Annotated in this window: 14 protein-coding genes; 8 read left to right on the top strand and 6 right to left on the bottom strand. The window is 61.7% G+C overall.

The genetic code is table 11. The features are described 5' to 3' along the window. Positions 1-13: 13 nt before the first annotated feature. The 3 genes from ACYQ1A_RS03580 to ACYQ1A_RS03570 form a co-directional block, all read right to left on the bottom strand. Positions 14-196 carry a hypothetical protein gene (locus ACYQ1A_RS03580; RefSeq protein ID WP_499360266.1) on the bottom strand — a complete coding sequence of 61 codons (183 nt, stop codon included), beginning with the start codon at positions 194-196 and terminating at the stop codon, positions 14-16. 82 nt (positions 197-278) lie between these two features. Further along, positions 279-863 (bottom strand): FxDxF family PEP-CTERM protein, encoded by a 585-nt coding sequence (locus ACYQ1A_RS03575; RefSeq protein WP_499360265.1) that lies wholly within the window; start codon positions 861-863, stop codon positions 279-281. Between the two features lie 41 nt (positions 864-904). Next, a complete protein-coding gene (locus ACYQ1A_RS03570; protein WP_499360263.1) occupies positions 905-2,809 on the bottom strand; it encodes a S53 family peptidase in 1,905 nt (634 codons plus the stop codon). A 1,340-nt stretch (positions 2,810-4,149) separates the two neighbouring features. Here ACYQ1A_RS03570 and ACYQ1A_RS03565 point away from each other — a divergent pair. Then, the gene (locus ACYQ1A_RS03565; RefSeq protein ID WP_499360261.1) at positions 4,150-4,839 is read left to right on the top strand and encodes a CTP synthase C-terminal region-related (seleno)protein; all 690 of its coding nucleotides are present in this window, start codon (positions 4,150-4,152) and stop codon (positions 4,837-4,839) included. A 164-nt stretch (positions 4,840-5,003) separates the two neighbouring features. On the opposite strand, the gene ACYQ1A_RS03560 is transcribed toward ACYQ1A_RS03565, so the two are convergent. Together ACYQ1A_RS03560 and ACYQ1A_RS03555 are read right to left on the bottom strand one after the other, a co-directional pair. Further along, positions 5,004-6,185 carry a CHASE3 domain-containing protein gene (locus tag ACYQ1A_RS03560; RefSeq protein WP_499360260.1) on the bottom strand — a complete coding sequence of 394 codons (1,182 nt, stop codon included), beginning with the start codon at positions 6,183-6,185 and terminating at the stop codon, positions 5,004-5,006. 117 nt (positions 6,186-6,302) lie between these two features. Then, positions 6,303-7,346: a LacI family DNA-binding transcriptional regulator gene (locus ACYQ1A_RS03555; protein WP_499360258.1), complete on the bottom strand. Its 1,044-nt coding sequence runs from the start codon at positions 7,344-7,346 to the stop codon at positions 6,303-6,305. 309 nt (positions 7,347-7,655) lie between these two features. On the opposite strand from ACYQ1A_RS03555, the gene ACYQ1A_RS03550 reads away from it, so the two are divergent. The 4 genes from ACYQ1A_RS03550 (at position 7,656) to ACYQ1A_RS03535 (ending at position 13,241) form a co-directional block, all read left to right on the top strand. Then, positions 7,656-8,930 (top strand): extracellular solute-binding protein, encoded by a 1,275-nt coding sequence (locus ACYQ1A_RS03550; protein WP_499360256.1) that lies wholly within the window; start codon positions 7,656-7,658, stop codon positions 8,928-8,930. A gap of 103 nt (positions 8,931-9,033) precedes the next feature. Then, positions 9,034-9,960 (top strand): carbohydrate ABC transporter permease, encoded by a 927-nt coding sequence (locus tag ACYQ1A_RS03545; protein WP_499360254.1) that lies wholly within the window; start codon positions 9,034-9,036, stop codon positions 9,958-9,960. 3 nt (positions 9,961-9,963) lie between these two features. Continuing rightward, entirely contained in the window at positions 9,964-10,809 is an 846-nt protein-coding gene (locus tag ACYQ1A_RS03540) for a carbohydrate ABC transporter permease (protein WP_499360252.1), read from the top strand. A gap of 65 nt (positions 10,810-10,874) precedes the next feature. Further along, entirely contained in the window at positions 10,875-13,241 is a 2,367-nt protein-coding gene (locus tag ACYQ1A_RS03535; RefSeq protein ID WP_499360251.1) for a glycoside hydrolase family 3 N-terminal domain-containing protein, read from the top strand. A gap of 9 nt (positions 13,242-13,250) precedes the next feature. On the opposite strand, the gene ACYQ1A_RS03530 is transcribed toward ACYQ1A_RS03535, so the two are convergent. Further along, positions 13,251-13,853 (bottom strand): TetR/AcrR family transcriptional regulator, encoded by a 603-nt coding sequence (locus ACYQ1A_RS03530; protein WP_499360249.1) that lies wholly within the window; start codon positions 13,851-13,853, stop codon positions 13,251-13,253. A gap of 77 nt (positions 13,854-13,930) precedes the next feature. Here ACYQ1A_RS03530 and ACYQ1A_RS03525 point away from each other — a divergent pair, with 77 nt between their 5' ends. From ACYQ1A_RS03525 to ACYQ1A_RS03515, 3 genes are all read left to right on the top strand, one after another. Further along, the gene (locus ACYQ1A_RS03525; protein WP_499360248.1) at positions 13,931-14,659 is read left to right on the top strand and encodes an SDR family oxidoreductase; all 729 of its coding nucleotides are present in this window, start codon (positions 13,931-13,933) and stop codon (positions 14,657-14,659) included. A 121-nt stretch (positions 14,660-14,780) separates the two neighbouring features. Continuing rightward, positions 14,781-15,296: a hypothetical protein gene (locus tag ACYQ1A_RS03520; protein WP_499360246.1), complete on the top strand. Its 516-nt coding sequence runs from the start codon at positions 14,781-14,783 to the stop codon at positions 15,294-15,296. Between the two features lie 3 nt (positions 15,297-15,299). After that, positions 15,300-15,815 (top strand): hemerythrin domain-containing protein, encoded by a 516-nt coding sequence (locus ACYQ1A_RS03515; protein WP_499360244.1) that lies wholly within the window; start codon positions 15,300-15,302, stop codon positions 15,813-15,815.

Raw genomic sequence — 15,815 nt, 5'->3', positions numbered from 1 at the left:
TGGTATGCCCATACTAGAAAACCTTGTTGCGGATTACAGCCATGATTGCATTGATATTTCTGCTGGCCAGCGCGGCCAGCCTGCCCGCTACGGCCTGTACGCCAGGCCCGGCGGCGGCCGCCGCCGCAAGCAGCCCGGCATTGTTGTACACGCCGATCAGCAACAAGCGCCGCCGCATTGCAAACGAGGACAACACATGCGTTGTCCCCGTCCGTGGCAAATCTACAGCAGCGCCAGCCAGTGCACCGGCCGCCGCAGCGGCCAGCGCGCCAACACCATCAAGCCAGCGCGACTGAAGCCACCTGCTTGCTTGCCGCGCGCCGACGTCGGCTGGCCGCCCACGCGCCTATCCCACCCATCGCCATCAGCGCCCAGGTTTCTGGCTCCGGCACCGGCTGAATGGCCGCCAGAATGCCGGAGTAAGTCGCGCCGGTTTTCAGATAAGTGCCGGTCAGTTCAAAGTAGTAAGTGCCGCTGTCCAGCGTGACGTCGCCGCCATTGATAAAGAAACCGACGCTGCTGCCGCTGCCAAAAGTGGGCGACGTGCCGTCGCCCCACGGCCCGACATACAAGTAATTATCAAACTTGATGCCCAGCGCATCAGCCCATGCGGTAAAGCTGATTTCGCGCGTGTCCGGCACATTAAAAATAAACAGATCGTCAAAGGTATCGCCCTTCAACCGATCGCCGCCACCGGCGACATCGTTGGAGAAGTCCCACGACAAATCGGTATCGCCTGGGGTGTCGACGGTGCTGGGGGGCAGAAAGAAAACATTGGTTTCAACCACGGCGTGGGCCGCGCTGGCTGCGCCAAAGCTGGCCGCGGCCAGCACAGAAAGTGCGAGTGTTTTAAAGCGGGTCATGGCAAGTCCTGAAAGTGATGGTGTCAATCTATGAGCCTGGCTTATTTGCCGCCCAAGGCTGCGCTCAAGGCGGTAACGTCGAGCGAACCCAGGCCGCTGGCCGGGTTATAGCTGGCGCTGGCCTTGTAATACTCGTTATCCCCGGCCGTGATGGCCTTGAACGGCGAGCCGCTGGCGTAGCCTTTGCTCTTGAACAGTGAATACAGCTGCGGATTGATCGGGCCGACGCGGCCCGGCAAGCCGGAAGCAATCAGGGTCAGAATCCCGTTCAATTGCGGTGACACAAAGCTGGTACCGCCATTGCCGCTGCCCCACTCACCGTCTTGCAGCACGGTATAGCCGCTATACGGATCGGCGTTCAAAGACACGTCTGGCAGATTGCGCCCGGCCACTTTGGCGGGCATATCAATCACGTCGGTCCAGCTGGTGAACCCGGCGCCATCAAGCAGCGGACCGCAAAACATCGACTGCGCCGAAGCCGAAACCTGCACGCCCGCCAGACCGGCCTGATAGTCAGGCACTGGCTGCGTCACGCTCACGCCACCGCCGCCACCCACCGTGTAGTAGTTGGAGTAATACGTGGCCGTGCCGTAGTACTTGACGATGTAATCCTGCAGATAATTCCAGCCCCATGGCCGTTCATACAGCTCGGTGACCGGCCCCAGCTTGTGCTGGAAGGTATTTGGCAAGGTGGTGCCGCCTGCTGCCAGCACGCCGGTATCGGCGGCCGGAAAGTCAACCGACAACAGCGTGGTGCATGCCGGATAGTAGTAACTGCGGTTGATATCAAACGCACCCGCATCGCCCGACGCCGCAATCACCGGAATGCCTTGCAATGCCGCCTGCAGGAATACCGCGTGATACGCGTCCAGCATGGCCTGGTCGTAGAAGATTTCCGGCGAGCCCCAGCTCACGGACAAGGTATCGATCACGTTTTCGTTGATGGCCTGCGCAAACACATCAAGAAAGCCAGCATCGGTGTTCGGCGCGATATACACGCGAATATCCGCCCCCGGCGCCACGCCGCCCGATTGCTGCACATCCAGCGTGGTCTCGCCCGCCCCGGCCGTACCCGGCCCCGCATCCGCATCCGCCCCACCGTCCACCGAAATATCGGTAATGCGGTTCGGCTTGACGGTCAGGCCCACGGCTTTCCAGTAGTCATAGGCATCCGACTGGTTGTAACCCGCCAGCGTGGCAATGCCGATGGTGCGCCCGGCACCGGTCAGGCCCTTGGCGTACAACGGATTGATGTTGTATTTGGCCGCCAGATCAGCCACGGTCCAGTCGCCAAAGGCATTGCCCGCGGTGGCTTTCGGCTTGGCGTTGCTCAGCCCGACGGCATCACCGGCCAATTTGCCGCTGTTGGGTACCCTGGTGGCATAAGAGCCCAGGCGCGGCCGGGTATTCAAGCCCGCCACCGACGTCACCACCCCACCGATGGCGGTCGGGATAGCAACGGCCGTAGCCGGTGCTTGCCAGGTATGAACGCTGTCGGTGTAGCTATGGATGCTGGTGCCGAACACGGCGGCAAATTGCGCGTTGGTGCCGGTCACGGTGATCAACAGGTTATTGGCAAACACCTTGTTGATCTGAAAGCCTTGCGCGGCCAGATATTTGGTCACTTGTGCCACGGTGGCGGCGCTCTGCCCGTACTGCGCGGCAAACTGCGCCGGGGTCAGAAAATGCCGGTAATTGGGGCTGGCCGGATTGGTCAGGCTGGCCAGATAGGTATTAAGCGCAGCCTGATTGCGCAAGCCCATCGCCAACGTAACAGTCTTTAAATCCCCCGCACGGGCGGCGCCCAGATCCTTGACGCGCGCATCCGCCGAAATACGTACCGCCGCTTGCGCCGGAACGCTAACGGCAAAGGTGGTGGCTAGCAGCATAGCCATTGCCGTCAGCCGCAAAGGCGTAACGGCTTGAGCCAGGTTCAGTTTTTTCATGGAATAGCAACTCACTCTTCTGTTTGAAAAGACGTTGAAATCAAGCCGTCGTCGCACGGGTCTACGTGACTGTCACGGCCGGGTGCCTGAACCAACAAAACGTGGCGACCACAACGGCGCGCCACGTTTCGTAAGGCGATTTATTACAAATGCAAGGCAATCTCTACCATAGAGGCCAGACTGACCATGTCAAGGCTTTCATGGATATGACTATTGCAGCATGGTTACAGCACGAAACATGCCAGTTACGCGCGTAATGAATCACGACGTATTGCGCACAATGTTTGCACCAGCATCGAGCCACGCCAGCCCACCACGCCCCAGCGAGGCGCAGCAAGTGTTTGAATTGATGAGTAAATATTAGAGATGACTGATTTAGGCTGCACGCAGAAAGAACCGATCCGACAAAGCCGGACAAAGTCACCCGCCGCAAACCTGGGCAGCCCCATTGAGGTTGTTGACCGCGCGGGATGTGCAAATCGCGGTGATGTAGCGATGGCTTTGGCTGGTGGGTCACGACCCACCCTATGGATCATCGTCACGGCCACCCCGGGTATCAAAAATGCGCCGCAGGCTAAGCGGTAAAAGGTTTCAAAGTCACCCGCCGTAAACCTGGGCAGACCCATTGAGGTTGTTGACCGCGCGGGATGTGCAAATCGCGGTGATGTAGCGATGGCTTTGGCTGGTGGGTCACGACCCACCCTATGGATCATCGTCACGGCCACCCCGGGTACCAAAAATGCGCCGCAGGCTAAGCGGTTAAAGGTTTCAAAGTCACCCGCCGTAAACCTGGGCAGACCCATTGAGGTTGTCGACCGCGCGGGACGTGCAAATCGCGGTGATGTAGCGATGGCTTTGGCTGGTGGGTCACGACCCACCCTATGGATCATCGTCACGGCCCAGCCACCACGCCCACCCGATGTTGCCGAAGGCAACGAGGCCAGCGGTCGCAGCTATGCCACGCCATCTCCTGAGCGCGCGAAGGTAGGAGACCCGAAGGGGCTCCGACTGAGCGTCGCGTCCGCGGAGCGGCAGCTGAGCCATCGAAGTAACAGACGGTCCGTTTCGGTTTTTGACCTGCGGGCCCCCTGGCGAGCGAAGGATTCGCGAGTGGGGTCGCCTTTCTTTTGCTTACTTTTCTTTGGCGAAGCAAAGAAAAGTGAGGCGCAACGGGGCGCCCCCCGGTTTCAAACATGCGCCGCAGGCTAAGCGGTAAAAGGTTCCAGGTCCGGCAACGCCGGACACGCCGCACGCCCAAAAAAACCCAGCCCCACCCAACCACAGCGCATCAAACTGGCATAATCCCCCAAACCTCCCGCCCACCCTCCGGAGCCCCCCGCATGCTCATCCGTATCGGTCTGATCGGAGACTTCAACCCCGAAGTCGTCGCCCACCAAGCCATCCCGCTCGCCCTGGCCGACGCCGGCCGTGCCCTCGACGTTGAATGGCAAGCCGACTGGCTGCCCACCGAAACCATCACCTCGGCCGCCGCCCTTGCCGGCTATCACGGCTTATGGGCGGTGCCGGCCACGCCCTATCGCTCCATGGACGGCGCGCTCCTCGCCATCCGCCATGCTCGCGAATCCGGCTTGCCGTTTCTGGGTACTTGCGGTGGCTTCCAGCACGCGCTGGTGGAATACGCCCGCAATGTACTGGGCTGGGACGACGCCCAACACGCCGAAGAAGCCCCCGGCGTGGGCCGTGCCGTGATTGCGCCGCTGCATTGCGCGTTGGTCGAAGTGACCGACCAGATTCGCCTGCTGCCGCAAAGCAAACTCGCCCATGCCTATGGCGAAGACGCCGTGCACGAGGGCTACCACTGCCGCTACGGTCTTAACCCGGAATTCCGTGCCGCGCTGATCGGCGGCCCGTTGCAGGAAAGCGCGCTGGATGATGCGGGCGACGTACGCGCGGTGGAGCTGACGTCCCACCCGTTCTTTGTCGGCACTTTGTTCCAGCCGGAACGCGCAGCCCTGGCGCAACGCCGCGCGCCCATCGTCGAAGCATTCCTGCGCGCTGCCATCGCATAAACCGGCGTTGTTGGCATAGGGTGGGTCGCGACCCACCCTTCCAAGCCGTGGCGAAGCGCGCTCATGCTGGACCAACACGGACCGGTGGCAAGGGGTTAACGCCGGCGCACTCCCACAGTTTCGCGATGCTGGACGCCACTTTGATGGGTGGGTCCAGACCCACCCTATGCGGTGGTGGCGCGGGCGCGTAGCAAGGACACCTCGATGCCGTGGCCGATGGCCACCTGCAAGCGTTCCAGCAGCATCACCTGATCACTGCTCGGCGTTTGCAGAAAGCCCAGCTCGATCACGGCATTGGTGCCTTCGCTGCCCGCCATCGGCAGCGCCAACACGCAGCTGGGCGCCATATCGCCGAGCTGCGACGCCAGCGGCATATAGTTGGACGGCACATCGTGCAGCCATTGCGCCTGCTGGGTACGGGCGCTTTCACCTGCCACGCCTTCACCCACGGCAAAGCCATCCACCGCGTGGCTTTGCCGCACGATGCCGTGGCCGCTGATACGGGCAAAGCGCAGGCCGTCATCGGCGGCCACATAAAAGGCGCCGACCAGCGCGCCGCTCCACTGGCACAGCATGGCCAGCAGACCCTGGCCGATATCCGCCAGATCGCCGCTTTCCACAAACAAGCGCGCCACGCGGCTTTCCGCCTCTGCCATCGCCGTCTGGTGTTGCAACACGGCGTTACTGCGGGCAAAAGCCATTTCGCCCTCCTGCTTGAGCTGGGCCACACGCTGTAATTCGGCCCGCCCGCGGACGGCAAACGCCAGCGCCAGCGCCACAAAACCCGCCAGTACGCCAAACGCCAACACCGCCAGCGTCATTCCGGCGCGCTTCAGCCCCGCTGCGCGACGCAAGCGTTGCCGCTCGGCGATCACTTCCAGGTTGTCGGCGATATTGGTAATCAGCAAACGCCCGCGGCCCTGGCGGATAACCGGCACGACGTCGACGCCCTGGGCCTGCTGTTCAATCAGCGCATCCACCCGCACATGCCAGGTGCGGAAGGTTTCTTCGGCCAGTACTGCATCGCGCAGTGAATCGGCATCGCCCGCTAACATATGCTGCAAGCGCTGCAACTGAGTGTGCAGTCTGGGCACATTGTCTTTATATGGCTGTAAAAACGCATCATCGCCGGTGAGCAGATAACCGCGCTCGCTGCTTTCGGCCTGATGCAATTGCGTGCCGATATGCGTCGCCAGCTTGGCAATTTCGGTGGCTTTGCCGCTATCGAGCATGCTCAGGTACAAAAACACGATGATCACACCCAGGCCGAGCACAGCGCCGCCAGCCACGCCGAGCGGCAGCAGGATGAGTTTGCGGAAGGACTGATTAATAAACTGGTTAGGCATGACGATAAGCACGGGCAAGAAGTGGCGCGATTATGCAATGAACCGGCGCGCCCGGCATGCCGATCTGCAGGCAATTCACCGGGTTTGCCGCGCCAGACACAAGGCGTGTTGCGCACGTCACCTTGCGGCAGCGTGGTCCTCACGCGATGGGAGCCGTGGCGGCGCGGTGGAGCCACGCACCACCAGCTCGGTCGGCAACACAATCTGCGGCGAAGCGGCTTCCAGCCCCGCGATCAGCGCCAGCAAGGTATTGACGGCGGAGCGGCCCATTTGCTGCATGGGCTGGCGCACGGTGGTCAGCGGCGGATGCTGTTGCTCGGCCGCCGGGATATCGTCAAAGCCCACCACCGATACATCGTCCGGTATCGCCAGACCTGCATCGCGGATGGCCTGCAACGCACCCAGCGCACTCATGTCATTGGCCGCAAAAATGGCGGTCGGCCGTTGGGGCAAAGCCAGCAGCGTCTGCGCGGCGGTATAGCCCTCAGCCTTGGTGTAATCGCCGGGCAAAACCAGCGCCGGATCATGCGGCAAACCCGCTTGCGCCAACATGTCCAGATAACCACGATGCCGGTCTTGCGCGGACGCCATATGTTCGTTGCCGGTGATAAAGCCGATGCGGCGATGGCCTTGCGCAATCAGATGCCGCATCGCCATGCAGGCCCCGGCATAGCTATCGGCGGCAATCGACGGAAAGCGCGAATACTGGCCGTGCTGGTCCACCGTAATCACCGGTACGCGTGCCGCCACCAAGGCATCCAGATAGCGGTATTCATAGGGCAACAAAGCGATGATGCCGGCGGTGACTTGCTGCATCAGCTTGAGCACGCTGAGCAGCGGTGGCTGGTCATGCTCGACCAGCGAATACACCAGCAATTCATAACCGGCTGGTCGCGCCGCCCGCCCCACCCCGGCCACCAGTTCGCCAATAAACGGATTGTGCAATTCGGCCGTGATCAGCCCGACGATCTGGCTACGGCGGTCAGACGAACGCTGCTCGGCCCGATGCCCCACATAACCCAGTTCGGCCGCGATACGCAGGATCTCATCGCGCTTGTCGCGCGACACGCCCGGCTTGCTGCCAAGCGCACGGGACACCGTCATTTGCGAAACACCAGCGGCGCTGGCGATATGTCCCAGGGTGACATTCTGGCGGGGCATGGCTGTTTTCTCGATGGGCGTTCCGCAGCGATGTTACTACGTTAGAGATAACGTTAGAAATCATAAAAACTTGCGTTAGAACATGCCGCTGCATCGACCACCGCGGTAGTGCCGCACCCGGCTGCAATGCGCGTTATTGCTGGATTGCGCGGCAACAAACCGCCCGCAAAACACTTGTTTAAATCCGCCGTTCATCGGGCTTGCTACGTTAGCGTGTAGTCGCGCAATTGACGCTACATTCCCGCGGCCAATAACGTTGCCTCCGCTTTACGCGACTCTGACAAACGCACTGGATGCGGGAGAACAACGATGCACACGATCACTACCCTGCGCGGCTGGCTGGCCTTGACGGTGGCGCTGGCGACAGGCACCGCCCTCGCGGCGGACCAGGTCATTACCGAATGGGACCAGATGACCAATGCCGCCGCCAGCAAGATCATGAACGACGCTGGCGCACGCTTTGAAAAAGCCAATCCGGGTTTCAACACCGAGCAATCGCACATCCTCAATGAAGCCTACAAGACCAAGCTGAAGATTGCGTTTGGCGCGGGCCAGCCGCCGTGTGTCTTTGCCAGTTGGGGCGGCGGGCCACTGCGCGAATACGTCAAAAGCAATCAGGTCCGTGATCTGACGCCTTATCTGGCCAAAGACCCGGCTTATAAAGATCGCTTTGTGCCGACCGGCTTTAATGCTGTCACCATCGACGGCAAGATTTATGGCGTGCCCGCCGAAAACACCACCGCCGCGGTGATCATTTACAACAAGGAAATCTTTGCAAAATACAAGCTGGAGCCGCCGCAGAACTGGGACCAATTGCTCAATGTGGTCAAGGTGCTCAAGGCCAACAACATTGCGGCTTTTGCACTGGCCAACAAAGCCAAATGGCCGGGCTCGATGTACTACATGTATCTGGTTGATCGCATCGGCGGCGCCGAGACTTTCCGCGATGCCGTCAGCCGTAAAAATGGCGGCAGCTTTGCCGCCCCTGCCTTTGTCGAGGCGGGCAAACGCATCCAGGAACTGGTCAAGGCTGGCGCCTTTGCACCGGGCTTCAATGGCCTCGACTACGACGTCGGCGCCTCGCGCCGCTTGATGTACTCGGGCAAGGCGGCAATGCAATTGATGGGCAGTTGGGAGCCTTCGACCATCCAGAACGAAAACCCGTCTTTCGTCAGCAAGCTGGGTTACTTCAATTTCCCCGCCCTGCCCGGCGGCAAGGGTGATCCCAAAGACGTGATCGGCACGGTCGGCGATAACTTCATGAGCGTGTCGTCCAGCTGCAAAAACCCCGACGCGGCCTTCAAGCTGATCCAGGCGCTGACCGACGATGCCTCGGCGCAGGCACGGCTGGCGGACAAGCGCGTGATGCCGCTGAAAAATCTGAATGTGACCGACCCCTATCTCAAGCAGATCCAGGCCTTGGTGCTGCAAGCGCCCAGCGTGCAGCTGTGGTACGACCAGGAACTGCCGCCCAAGCTGGCCGAAGTGCATAAGGACACGGTGCAAGCGCTGTTTGGCTTGAGCCTGACGCCAGAAGCCGCAGCGCAGCAGATGGAAGCGGCAGCCAAGGCTGAGCTGCATTGACCGGATCGGAATGTTGGATTGCGGGCGCGCGTAGCGCGCATGGCCTGCCACCGGGCGTGGCGGGTCTCGACGGGGACGCCGAGTCCCACCCTGGGGTGTGTTTATGCATATGACCTTGAATCGTCCGGCCGCGCTGCCTGCGCTGCGCTGGCCGCGGCCCCCGGCATGGCTGGTGCCCGCATTGTTTCTGGCACCTGCGGTGCTGATGCTGGCGGTGTTTCTGCTCTACCCGCTGCTGACCAGTTTCCAGCTGTCGTTACTGGACTGGAACGGCCTGGGTGAGCAAGGCCGTTTTATTGGCCTGGGCAACTGGCTGCATCTGCTGCATGACGCGCTGTTCTGGCGCGCCTTGGGTAATAACGTCTGGCTGGCCGTGTTCTCCATCGTCATCCAGTTACCGGTGGCGCTAGCGCTGGCCGTCTTGCTGGACAAAGCAGGAGCGGCGGCGCGCTGGTTGAAGATCGTCTATTTCTTGCCGCTGTTGATGTCGAGCGTCGCCTTGGGCGTATTGGCCAAGAATCTGTACGACCCCAACTTCGGCCCGATCAATCTGCTGTTGCAGCAACTGCATCTGGACGGCCTGGCGCATGACTGGCTGGGCGATCCGGCCTACGCCCTGGGCGCGGTGATTGCCGTGGTGTGCTGGCAGAACGTGCCGTTTTACATGGTGCTGTTTCTGGCCGGACTGGCGTCGTTTCCGGAAGACCTGACCGAGGCCGCCACGCTGGATGGCGCCAGCGCCTGGACCCTGTTCTGGCGCATCAAACTGCCGCATCTGCGTGGCACCGTGCGCACAGCAGTGTTGCTGGCCATCATCGGCTCGCTGCGTTATTTCGATCTGGTGTTTGTGATGACGGGTGGCGGCCCCGAGCACGCCTCCGAACTGATGGCCACCTATATGTATCGCACCGTGTTCAGCGGTTTTCAGCTGGGCTATGGCAGCACCATTGCCTCGGCCATGTTCCTGGTCGTGACATTGATTGCCGCGCTGGCTTTGCGGCTCTCGCGCCGCTTTCAGACGGAGGTGTAAACCATGGCCACTCCGCTGTTGTTGCAAAAAATCCGTATCGGCCGCGTAGCGATTCCGGTGCTGGCCTTGTTCTGGCTGAGCGTCACCTTGCTGCCGTTTATGTTGATGGTGTTCACCAGCCTCAAGTCGCAAGAAGACAACTTTGCCAGCCCGATGTGGGCCCTGCCCAGCCATCTGGAATGGGGCAATTATCTCAGCGTATTGCACGGCTCGTTTCTGCTGTATCTGCGCAATAGCCTGTTTGTGATCGGGGTGTCATTGGGGCTGACTTTGCTGTTTGCTTCGATGGCGGCGTATGCGCTGGCGCGGCTCAAGTTCAAGGGCCAGGGCTCGCTGTTCGGGCTGATTGTGGCCAGCATGATCGTGCCGCTGCATGTCACGCTGGTGCCGGTGTATTTGCTGACGCGCAATGCCGGGCTGTACGACACGATGTTCGCGCTGATCGGCCCGTATGTGGCGATGAGCCTGCCGGTGTCGATCTTTATCCTGACCGAATTCATGCGCCAGATTCCGCGCGAACTGGAAGAAGCGGCGCGCATAGACGGCTGCGGCCCCATCGCCGTATTTACCCGGATCTTTTTGCCGCTTTCCGGCCCTGGCCTATCCACCGTCGCTATCTACAACGGCATCAATCTGTGGAATGAATTCATCTTTGCCTATGTGCTGACATCCTCGCCCACGCACCGCACGCTGCCGCTGGCAGTGTGGGATTTCCAGAGCGAATTTGCCGCCAATATCCCGGGCATGATGGCCGTGGTCACGCTGACTGCCCTGCCGCTGATCGTGGCGTATGCGTTTGGTCAGGAAAAAATCGTCAAAGGCATGATGGCGGGCGCGCTCAAGGGCTAAGCGCCCACGCCTTGCCCGCCCGCATTGCGCCCCACCCTCTACCCGCTTGCAGGAACCCATCCGCCATGACCGCGCTGTATAAAGACCCGCAACACCCCGTGGCCGACCGCGTCGCTGATTTACTGGCGCGCATGACCCCCGCCGAAAAGATCGCGCAAATGCACGCCTTCTGGCTGCTGCTATCGCCCGATGGCGAACACCGCGTGCGTGAAGACACGTTTACCGGCAAGAGCGATCCAGCCACCTTGCAAAAGCAGCTGCGGCTGGGCCTGGGCCAGATTACCCGGCCGTTGGGCAGCCACACCGTGGATGCGCGCAGCGGCGTGCTGGCATTTAACCGCTTGCAACGTTTTATGCTGGAAGAAACCCGATTGGGCATCCCGGTGATGGCGCATGAAGAATGCCTGCTCGGCTTGATGAGCAAAGGCGCCACGCTGTTCCCTTCGCCACTGGCCATGGGCGCCACCTGGAACCCGGCCTTGATTGAACACGTAGCCGCGCTGATCGGCGACGAGGCCCGCAGCGTCGGCTGCCATCAGGGGCTGGCGCCGGTGCTGGACGTGTCGCGCGATGTGCGCTGGGGCCGTACCGAAGAAACCTTCGGCGAAGATCCCTATCTGGTCGGCGTGATGGCCACGCGGTATGTGCGCGGTTTGCAGGGGCCCAAGCGCGATCTGTACGCCACGCTCAAGCATTACGTCGGCCATTCATTCAGCGAAGGCGCCCGCAACCATGCGCCAGTACATCTGGGTTGGCGCGAGCTGAACGACACGTTTTTGTTGCCGTTTGAAATGGCGGTCAAACAAGCCAACGCAGGCTCGGTGATGCCGGCCTATCACGATATCGACAACGAACCCAGCCACGCTTCGCACCATCTGCTGACCGAGGTGCTGCGTGAGCAATGGGGCTTTGACGGGCTGGTGGTGGCCGATTATGTCGGCATCAGTTTGTTGTACCAGCACCATGGCCTGGCGCGCGATCAGGCCGAGGCAGCCGCGCTGGCCTTTAATGCCGGTCTTGATATCGAACTACCGGGCGACGATTGCGCCGCGCATCTGCACAGCGCGATCGAACGCGGACTGATTGCCAGCGCAAAAATCGACGAGATCGTGGCGCGCATCCTCACGCATAAATTCCGCCTTGGCCTGTTTGAACAACCCTATGTCGATGTCGACCAGATTCGCCTGCGTACCCCGGCGGCACTGGAGGCTGCGCGCGCGGTGGCGCAGCAATCCATCGTTATCCTGGAAAACAACGGCATCCTGCCGCTGGCTGCCGCAGCGCAAAAACTGGCCGTTATCGGACCCACCGCCGACGATGCCCTGGCCATGCTGGGTGGTTACAGTTTTCCGGTGCATTTGATCCTGAGCGAAGCCAACCAGGCCGAGCAAGCCGTGATCACGCCCTTGGCCGGTTTGCGCGCCCGTTACGGCGCAGACCACGTCGGCTATGCCCAAGGCTGCGCCATCCTGGAAGAACGCGTTTACGGCACGCCGGTGTTTCCTGGCGACGTGGCGGACAGCAGCCAGCTATTGCAGCAGTCGGCGGTATCGCAAGGCACCGAGGGCATTGCGGCGGCAGTGGACCTGGCGCGAGCGGCGGATGTCGCCATCGTTTGCGTGGGCGATCTGGCGGGCTTGTTCCAGACCGGCACGGTGGGTGAAGGCTCGGATACCGACAGCCTGGATTTGCCTGGCGTGCAGCAACAGTTATTGCAAGCCGTCGTCGCGACCGGCAAGCCCGTCATCGTCGTGCTCACCGGCGGCCGTCCCTACAATCTGCAGGGGCTGGAGCAAAGTGTTGCTGCGGTGGTGATGGCGTTTACCGGCGGCCAGGAAGCTGGCACCGCGCTGTCGGCGGTCCTGGCCGGCGACGTCGAACCGTCGGGGCGCTTGACTGTGTCCATCCCGAAAAACGTCGGCGCGATGCCGTATTACTACAACCACAAACTCAAGAGCGCGGGCACGCCGGTGGCGTTTCATTTTGGCAGCGCCTACCCCTTTGGCTACGGCCTGAGCTACACCCGGTTCGATTACGCCGATCTGCAACTGGCGGCGCGCGAGATCGATATCGAGACCGGCGACATCGTATTCAGTTTTAGTGTGCGTAACAGCGGCAGCCGCGCCGGGGTGGTGGTGCCGCAGATTTATGTGCGCGATCAATTCGCCTCGCTGGTGCGGCCGGTCAAGGAATTAAAGGGCTTTGCACGACTGCAACTGGCAGCTGGCGAAACGCGCACCGTGCTGGCGCGCATTCCGGTCGATATGCTCAATTTCACCGGCTACAGCGGGCAGCGCATCGTCGAGCCCGGCGATTTTGAAATCATGGTGGGCGAGCACAGCGCCGATATCCGCCTGCGTGCCGTGGTGACGGTAAACGGGACGGTACGCACGCTGGGCCGGGACTGGCGTATGGAATCCAGCGTGGCTTGAACACGCCGCTCAGGCCAGATAGGCCCGCGCTAGCCGCACCAGTTGCTGGCGCATGGCATCGAGTTGTGCCGGGCTCGGCTCGTCTTCCAGCCAGCGCTGGATCGGGCCGGTCAGCGCGCCCAGCAAGGTCTCGGCCATCAGCGCACGCTGGGGCAGGCTGGGGGGCAAAGCGGCGACCACGGCGCTGCCGATGCGCTGGCGCACGGTGTCGATCAACGCCCGGCTATCGACCATGGCCGCCACCGCGTACAAGGCGCTGGACACATCGGCACGTTGGATCTTGGCATTGAAATACGCCGTCGCCACCGCCGCGCCCACCTCGGAGGCGGGCGCGCCCTGCACGTGCACGCAGGCCTCTTCCACCGCCGCCACCACATGCAATAGATGTTTTTCCAACACCGCCGCCAGCAAGGACTGCTTGTTGGGGTAGTACTGATACAGGCTACCCACCGACACCCCGGCCCGTGCCGCCACCCGGGTGGTGTTGAACCTCTCCAGCCCTTCGGCGCGCAAAACCTGAATGCTGGCCTCAAAAATCGCTTCCACCGTAACCGTCGAACGCGCCTGAACCGGCCGCCGCCTTGGCGCAATGGGGATGTCGTTGGGCTTCATAAGAAAGCGAATTCCGAATGTGAAGGATTCTTCATAATATAGACGGACTCCAACCACCACCATCCCGGGAAGCCCTCATGTCCTCCGCAAAACAAACCGTTCTGATCAGTGGCGCCAACAAAGGCATCGGCCTGGAAAGCGCGCGCCAGCTGGCCGCTCTGGGCCATCGCGTTTATGTCGGCAGCCGCGACCTGGGCAACGGCCAGACCGCCATTGCGCAATTGCAAGCGCCGGAGCTAGATCTGCATGCCATCCAGCTCGACGTGACCGACGCCGCGTCGGTGGCACGCGCGGCTGAACGCATCGACGCCGAAGTCGGCCAACTGGATGTGCTGATCAATAACGCGGGCATCGCCATCGATCTGGCCGCGCCATCGCAAGTCGCCATCGACAAAGTACGCGCCACGTTTGAAGTCAACGTGTATGGCCCGCTCAGCCTCACCCAGGCCATGTTGCCGCTGCTGCGCAAAAGCCAGACGCGGGTGGTGGTCAATCTGTCGAGCGAACTGGGCTCGATCACCTTGCACGGCTATCCGGATTTTCCGTATTACGGCGTCAACCTGGCGGCCTACAACACCTCCAAAGCCGCGCTGAATATGCTGACCGTCTTGCTGGCGAAAGAACTGCGCGATGAAGGCTTTCATATCAACGCCATCAACCCCGGCTACACCGCCACTGACCTCAATCAGCATCGCGGCACACGCAGCGTGCAGCAAGCCGCCGCGGTGGTGGTCAAATACGCCACGCTGGACCACACCGGCCCCAATGGCGGCTTTTATACCGAAGGCGGCGCCATGCCGTGGTAAGCGTTGCGGGCGGTCTGCCTGGGCTGGATTGCTCCGCACACTGACAGGCAGCGCGCCCGCGCGTGCTTAAGCTGCAGATATCTGCGGGCCACGCCCGCCTCACCGTCTGCAGGAGCACATCATGAGCAATACCCGCGTCGAACTGGAACAACGCCCCGGCCACGATCCGATCACGGGCGAAGATGAATTTCATCCGGCCGGTACCGCCGGAGGGGCCGTGGTCGGCGGCGTCGCTGGCGTCGGCGCCGCTGCTGCGGCGGGTGCGTCACTGGGTGCGGTTGCCGGCCCGCTGGGCATGGCTGCCGGGGCCGCCATCGGTGCTGTCGCTGGCGGACTGATCGGTAAAGCCGTCACGGAAAAACTGGACCCCTCGGCCGAAGACACCTACTGGCGCGAAGCCCACGCCAACCAGCCCTATGCCAATCCGGAGCAACCGTATGAGTACTATCAGAGTGCTTATCGCGCCGGTTATGAGGGCGCGGTGCGCTACCCCGGTGAACGCTTTGAAGACGTCGAAACGCATATCCGCCGCGATTACGAAAGCAACCGCGGCGCCGCCGACCTGGACTGGCCCGACACCCGCGACGCCGCCCATGCTTCCTGGGATCGCGCTTCGAGCCGCCTGGTGCCGCGTTAAGCCATGGATATCACGCAACTGATCCTGGACGATCATCACGAACAACGCCGCATGTTCGCCCTGCTGGAACAGATTGACCCCAGCGAAACCGAAGCGCTGGGGGCGGTCTGGTCACGGCTGGCGGCATTTCTGGAAATCCATGCCGAGGCGGAAGAACGCTTTTTCTATCCCGCCTTGTTGCGCAAAGGCCGCGGCGAAGGCGGCCGCGATGATGCCGCTGATGAAACCCGCGACGCCATCAAAGACCACAACGAATTGCGCCAGGCCGTCGCCGCCGTGGCGCAATACCACGTTGCCACGGAAGAATGGTATGCCGCCGTCGCCAAAGCCAATGAAGCCAACGGCGACCATATGGCCGAGGAAGAGCGCGAAGGCCTGACCGACTTCCGCCGCACCGCCTCGCTGGCCTTGCGCGAAAAGCTGGCGGTGCAGTTTGTCGCGTTTGAGGCGCAGCATTATCGCGGCGTTAAACCGGTGGACAAAGACCCGCAACAATACGTTGAAGCACACCAGGGCTGA

The sequence above is a fragment of the Silvimonas sp. JCM 19000 genome (genome assembly GCF_054652575.1).
This window is presented reverse-complemented; position numbering and strand designations above follow the sequence as displayed.